The organism is Streptomyces sp. NPDC007162 (assembly GCF_040634175.1).
Lineage (GTDB): Bacteria > Actinomycetota > Actinomycetes > Streptomycetales > Streptomycetaceae > Streptomyces.
In genome coordinates this window covers 1-1482 of sequence record NZ_JBEYFC010000984.1, presented here as the reverse complement: position 1 = coordinate 1482, position 1482 = coordinate 1, and the positions used below count along the sequence as shown (strand labels likewise).

Annotated in this window: 2 protein-coding genes; both read left to right on the top strand. The window is 66.9% G+C overall.

Annotation, left to right across the window (positions count from 1 at the left end):
* Window positions 1-129 precede the first annotated feature (129 nt).
* Complete coding sequence (rplK, locus tag ABZ646_RS46500; protein WP_037858373.1) at window positions 130-564, top strand: 50S ribosomal protein L11; 435 nt, start codon at window positions 130-132, stop codon at window positions 562-564.
* Window positions 565-646: 82 nt separating this feature from the next.
* On the top strand, window positions 647-1372 hold the full coding sequence (gene rplA / locus ABZ646_RS46495) for a 50S ribosomal protein L1 (RefSeq protein ID WP_360533811.1): 726 nt from the start codon (window positions 647-649) through the stop codon (window positions 1370-1372).
* The last annotated feature ends 110 nt before the right edge of the window (window positions 1373-1482 follow it).

The window sequence follows — 1482 nt, the reverse complement described above, 5'->3', positions numbered from 1 at the left end:
GGTCAGGCAGGTGCCTGACCTGCTCGGTTTTTGGCCGCGCATCTATACCCGTTATCGTTGTGCGGTATGCCTGCAACCGGGTGGTCCCCGGATGCGGGCAGGACCCGAAATGAAAGGACCCGGAGAGCTATGCCTCCCAAGAAGAAGAAGGTCACGGGGCTCATCAAGCTCCAGATCAACGCCGGTGCGGCGAACCCGGCCCCGCCGGTCGGTCCTGCGCTCGGCCAGCACGGCGTCAACATCATGGAGTTCTGCAAGGCCTACAACGCCGCGACCGAGTCGCAGCGTGGCTGGGTCATCCCGGTGGAGATCACGGTCTACGAGGACCGTTCGTTCACCTTCGTCACCAAGACCCCGCCGGCCGCGAAGATGATCCTCAAGGCCGCTGGTGTCGAGAAGGGTTCCGGCGAGCCGCACAAGACCAAGGTCGCCAAGATCACCGAGGCGCAGGTCCGCGAGATCGCGCAGACCAAGCTCCCCGACCTGAACGCCAACGACCTGGACGCCGCGTCGAAGATCATCGCCGGCACCGCCCGCTCCATGGGCATCACGGTCGAGGGCTGATCCCCACCTTCGTAGAACCACCGTGGTAGGGCCTGCTCGGCCCGTACACCACGACTCCTTCCAAGAACAAACAGGAGCAGTTGTGAGCAAGCGCAGCAAGGCCCTTCGCGCTGCGGACGAGAAGATCGACCGGGAGAAGCTGTACGCCCCGCTCGAGGCCGTCCGTCTCGCCAAGGAGACCTCCACGACCAAGTTCGACGGCACCGTCGAGGTCGCCTTCCGCCTGGGTGTCGACCCGCGCAAGGCCGACCAGATGGTCCGTGGCACCGTGAACCTCCCGCACGGCACCGGCAAGACCGCCCGGGTCCTGGTCTTCGCGACCGGTGACCGTGCCGAGGCCGCGCGTGCCGCGGGCGCCGACATCGTCGGCGCCGACGAGCTGATCGACGAGGTGGCGAAGGGCCGTCTGGACTTCGACGCCGTCGTCGCCACCCCGGACCTCATGGGCAAGGTCGGCCGTCTCGGCCGTGTCCTCGGCCCGCGTGGTCTGATGCCGAACCCGAAGACCGGAACCGTCACCCCGGACACCGCCAAGGCTGTGACCGACATCAAGGGCGGCAAGATCGAGTTCCGCGTCGACAAGCACTCGAACCTGCACTTCATCATCGGCAAGACGTCCTTCGAGGACGACAAGCTGGTGGAGAACTACGGCGCCGCGCTGGAGGAGATCCTCCGTCTGAAGCCGTCCGCCGCCAAGGGCCGCTACATCAAGAAGGCCGCGGTCAGCACCACCATGGGCCCCGGCATCCCGGTCGACCCGAACCGCACCCGCAACCTCCTCGTCGAGGAGGACCCGGCCGCCGTCTGAGCCCCGCGCTCGGTCCGGTAGCCGCGTCAGGGACGCGTCGCCCACCAGGACGGGCCCCGCAATCCGAAAGGGTTGCGGGGCCCGTCCTGCTTTTTCACGAACCCACTTCC

Coding starts and splice junctions, on each gene's coding strand:
- rplK (WP_037858373.1), top strand. CDS start 130: ATGCCTCCCAAGAAGAAGAAGGTCACGGGGCTCATCAAGCTCCAGATC.